Below are 4,289 nucleotides of genomic sequence, written 5' to 3'. Positions count from 1 at the left end.
AGATTAAAATTTACTGGCATAGTTATGCCTATGATGAAAAAGTTTGCAGAACATGAAAAAAAATTCGTAGTTCAAAAAATGAATTTTTGAGAGTGCAAAAAATCAAAATTAGGTAAGAAGCGAATAAAGGAAAGTACTAAAGTAAGCGTATAGGAATATTATCGAACCAAAAGAGTTAAACACATAGGCATTAGACAAATATTCTTTTAGCTTGTGAAATTAAAGTAATTAGTCAAACGTATTATCTCTATACGACCAAATTATCGGATGGAAATGTTCAGATATCCGAAGAATTACTTCAGTTTATTGATGAATATAATTTCAATTTTAATCTAAGTTAAAATAGTGGATAAAACAAACTAAAAAAATAGGAACCCATGTTATTTCTTCTTATGCTTGCACAAGGGTAAAGCGTGCAGTAAAAGTATTTAAAATCTTTCTTATGCACTCAGGTATATAAAATAAATTAAATTGGATAGTCTCTGTAACATTAAAGGAAGATCAAAGCACTGTCTATAATAAGATTGCAGCAAAAAATTTGGCATCTCTTAACAGAACTACACTGAATTTATTGCATATAATTCCGCTTCTCGAAATGAAGAAATAAATACCTATGACGGCAAAAATGATCAAATCTGTATTTGATATAAATTGTATTGAATCAGTAATATTTATCTCATCTCATCTCATCTCATCTCATCTCATCTCATCTCATCTCATCTTAGTGATCATTTTATTATTACTAAGCTTAAAAAGTGGACAACAGTTTTAACTCTCTTTTTGATGTAACTCATAAGCAATAGCTATGAATGGGGTACTACAAAAAGTAAAACAAGCGTTGAAATGATTTATAAACCTGATGAATTACACATTAAAAAAACGATCAAACAAAAGTTAATTTGTTCTGGTATACCGATTTCGGACACTCATTAAGAGGTGATAGAATGAGTATCATTAAATAATGAGGGTAAAATTATGACCAAGAAAACAAGACGTGTTTTTAGTACTGAATTCAAACTTGAATGTGTCAAATTAGTGACTGAGCACAATCATTCGGTACAAGAAGCGGCTCAAGTCATGAATGTGAGTTTATCTAGACTAGGCAAATGGGTTAAACAGTATAAAGATGAACAAAATGGCAAGGTAGCATCGGGTTCAGCGATATCTCCAGAACTAGTTGAAATACAGAAGCTTAAAAAAGAAATCGCAAAGCTTAAACTACATAATGAAATCTTAAAAAAGGCTTCAGCTTTGCTCATGATAGACACGCTGAACAATTCTTGATAATCAAGAAACTCGACCAAAGCTACCCAGTACAAACATTATGTTCAGTATTTAACGCCAATCGCAATAGTTATTATTACTGGCCCTATCAATTAGGATAGTTGTTAATAATTTTATAGTACACTATCATTAAATAATAGGAGATTTAAAAATATGGCTAACCCAAAATTTTCAGATGAATTTAAAATGAATGCAATTAAATTGGCTAATAATAGAGGAGACCGGTCTCTGAAAGATGTAGCCAAAGAACTCAATGTATCTAAAAGCTCTTTAGATGCTTGGCTTAGAAATCATAAAGAACAATTAAATCAACTCTCTTCAGATAGTAGACAGTGGTCAGCTCTAGAAAAATTATTAGCCATTGCATAATCTCATGCTTTAACTGGCGAAGAACTCAGCCAATGGTGCCGTATGAAAGGCATTTTGAACATCAATTAAAGTCTTGGAAAAGGGAGTTTATTTTTAGTTTAGTATTAAACTTCCTACTTATTATCAATAGAACCTTTATGTAAAATATGTATAGAAAAATATTTTATTTGATACACTAGATATTTTTAAAAACTTCAAAATTAATCTCATGAGAAAATGATAAGTAATCAAAGAAATCAATATAACTTAGGCCTGTTGACATTGAATGAATGATAAAAAAATTTGTATAAAGTAGTTGATAAACAGCTCATTGAAGTAAATGGTTTTTGATAAATGCGATGTAGTTTTTAAATTAGCTAGCTAATTTATGATAAAAGAATAAATGTTCTGCCAAGATTGATTTTGAGTTGTAGTATCAATGGGATTTCCTACAAAATTTTTTAACCGTGCTAATATTGGTTATAGCAAATAAGCAGTCCGATTTTTTTGAGAGCCTATAAGTTAGGAACTATCAGGAGTGTCTTTGTGAGATTTACACTGTAAATTTTGAAATTGGAGTACTGTTCAAAAACGATTGAATCGATGGGCTCATAAACAAGATTTGTTCGTGATTTTAACAAAGCTGACTCATTGAATAACAAAAGAATGAGTGTTTACTGATTGCTCTGAAGCCATCGCTTAAAGCCGAGGGAGTAATTCAACTAAAAAACATCTTATAAAAAACATCTTATTGTTGATAGTTTTGAACTATCTATTCAAAAATAACTCAGTGTAGGAAAACGGCATGATGGAACGTATACAGAAGATTTTTTTAGTATATTGATGGTTTTAAATGTTTTATAGTCGATACAGGTTATGACTCATTAGCTTCAAAATAGCTGATAGTAAGCCTTAATAAATCAACCTTCATCCCAAAGCAACTATGGTAAGGACTGAAATCTAAACTCAATAGATAAGTTTTTATACAAAAAGTGCTCGATTGACAGCATTTCAGAGCAATTACACAAGGTATAATAATTTAGAAGTTTGCTTTAAAAGCACAATTATATTACTTATAATAACATGTGATTGCTCAAGTAAATAAAAAAATGCTACCAGAACTTCAATACGCTGCATAGATTATGCCTAACTTTTCTTTTAAATATACTTTCATGGGAATTTATGAAATTATTTATTGTTTTTTTTATCAGCTTTTTCAGCGTTGCCATCTTCGCTTTGTTTCAAATTCGTTTTTTTCTATTTTTGGGGCTAGATGACCTTGGTAGCATATACTCTTATGAAACAGATTTCATTAATTTTGAGAACCCAAATTATCTAATACTTTATGCTCTATATTTTGGCTTCCCTTTGCTTGGGCTTATCCTTTTACAGTTACCGTCAAATAATGCAACAAACAACCGATTTGTATTACTTAAAACTTTATTGCTTCCAGCATTTTTAATTTCAATTCAATATTTTCTTTTAGGGGGCGAATTAAATTATAAGAATGATTGGTTAGTTAATGAGAGTCATAGGGACTTACTTGTTGTGTATCAAATAATGATTATAATGTTTCTCCTGCCACTTGCTCAGGTTTGGGTTTCAGGGGATAATCCTTTTATCAATAATGAAAAATTAACATTAAAGGTAAGTCAAAACCTTCTCGTTTTATCACTATTTCTTTTAATTTACGTTGTATTATGTATTAATTTTCCTAAATTCCTGGGTGCTGAAAATTTTGTAATTGTATTAATTGTTTTCATCCATGTTTTTCTGGAGATTTGTACATGGTTGAGAGCTAAACTTGTGCGAATCAATCTTGCTCTTTACCAAATTATTTTTCCTTTCGCACTAATTTTCACTTTGTTGTTACTTAGATATAGTATTCCGCCAAGTGATGATACTGGTCTTTTAGAGGGATTTATAACTGCTTGCAATATCTTTATGGTGGTATTTACTACCATATTAATGCAAAGCTTTTTTCTGTCTGATCGATTTTTATTTTTTAAAAAGATCATGCTAAACAAAGCAATTCTAATATTTTTAGTTTTATCAAATATCCTACTTTTGTCTATTGGCATTTTTACGTATAGTAAGGTTGAACAAAATGAGTTAATTAAAGTTTCGGATTGGCTCTGGCTCCAGGGACATTACTTTTTCATTAGCTATTATTTTACAATGACTGTCTTTCTAATATATGCATCTAGGTTTTCCCAAAATGAAAATTTAAAAAATTCCACCTCCAAGACAAATTCCTTTGTTACCAGAGAAAAAACTGAATTTAATGAAAGCAGAGTGGAATTTATAAAACGCGGCACAACAAAAATTAATATACTTTTTGGTTTTTTCTTTATTGTCATTCCTTTGTTTATTTTTAATAAGCATTTCGATTTATACAGTTATTTAGAAAAAAAGTACCTTTACGTCCTAATAAATCAAAATAACCCAGTAAATGGTCATTATTTTAAATATTTTGTTTTAAGTGAGAATAAAGATGAAGCAGAAAAAATCTTATCTGTTGCTGAACAAAAAAATTATGCTTATATAGAAGAGTTAAAGAAAAAAATTGAAGGGAATAATTAGAATTACTCAGCGCGATAATGTTTTTTATATTTAAAATAAATTCTTATGTGCGCAACAGAACAACTCGTAATAAA

General features: G+C 29.6%; 3 protein-coding genes. All 3 read left to right on the top strand.

Annotation, left to right across the window (positions count from 1 at the left end; all coding sequences use genetic code 11):
- Positions 1-975 precede the first annotated feature (975 nt).
- The 3 genes from ACFFIT_RS04355 (at position 976) to ACFFIT_RS04345 (ending at position 4,215) form a co-directional block, all read left to right on the top strand.
- The gene (locus ACFFIT_RS04355) at positions 976-1,284 is read left to right on the top strand and encodes a transposase (RefSeq protein WP_385876430.1); all 309 of its coding nucleotides are present in this window, start codon (positions 976-978) and stop codon (positions 1,282-1,284) included.
- A gap of 153 nt (positions 1,285-1,437) precedes the next feature.
- Positions 1,438-1,653 carry a transposase gene (locus tag ACFFIT_RS04350; protein WP_385876429.1) on the top strand — a complete coding sequence of 72 codons (216 nt, stop codon included), beginning with the start codon at positions 1,438-1,440 and terminating at the stop codon, positions 1,651-1,653.
- A gap of 1,161 nt (positions 1,654-2,814) precedes the next feature.
- Entirely contained in the window at positions 2,815-4,215 is a 1,401-nt protein-coding gene (locus ACFFIT_RS04345) for a hypothetical protein (protein ID WP_385876428.1), read from the top strand.
- Positions 4,216-4,289 lie beyond the last annotated feature (74 nt).

Source organism: Thorsellia kenyensis (assembly GCF_042432445.1).
GTDB lineage: Bacteria > Pseudomonadota > Gammaproteobacteria > Enterobacterales > Thorselliaceae > Thorsellia > Thorsellia kenyensis.
This window is presented reverse-complemented; position numbering and strand designations above follow the sequence as displayed.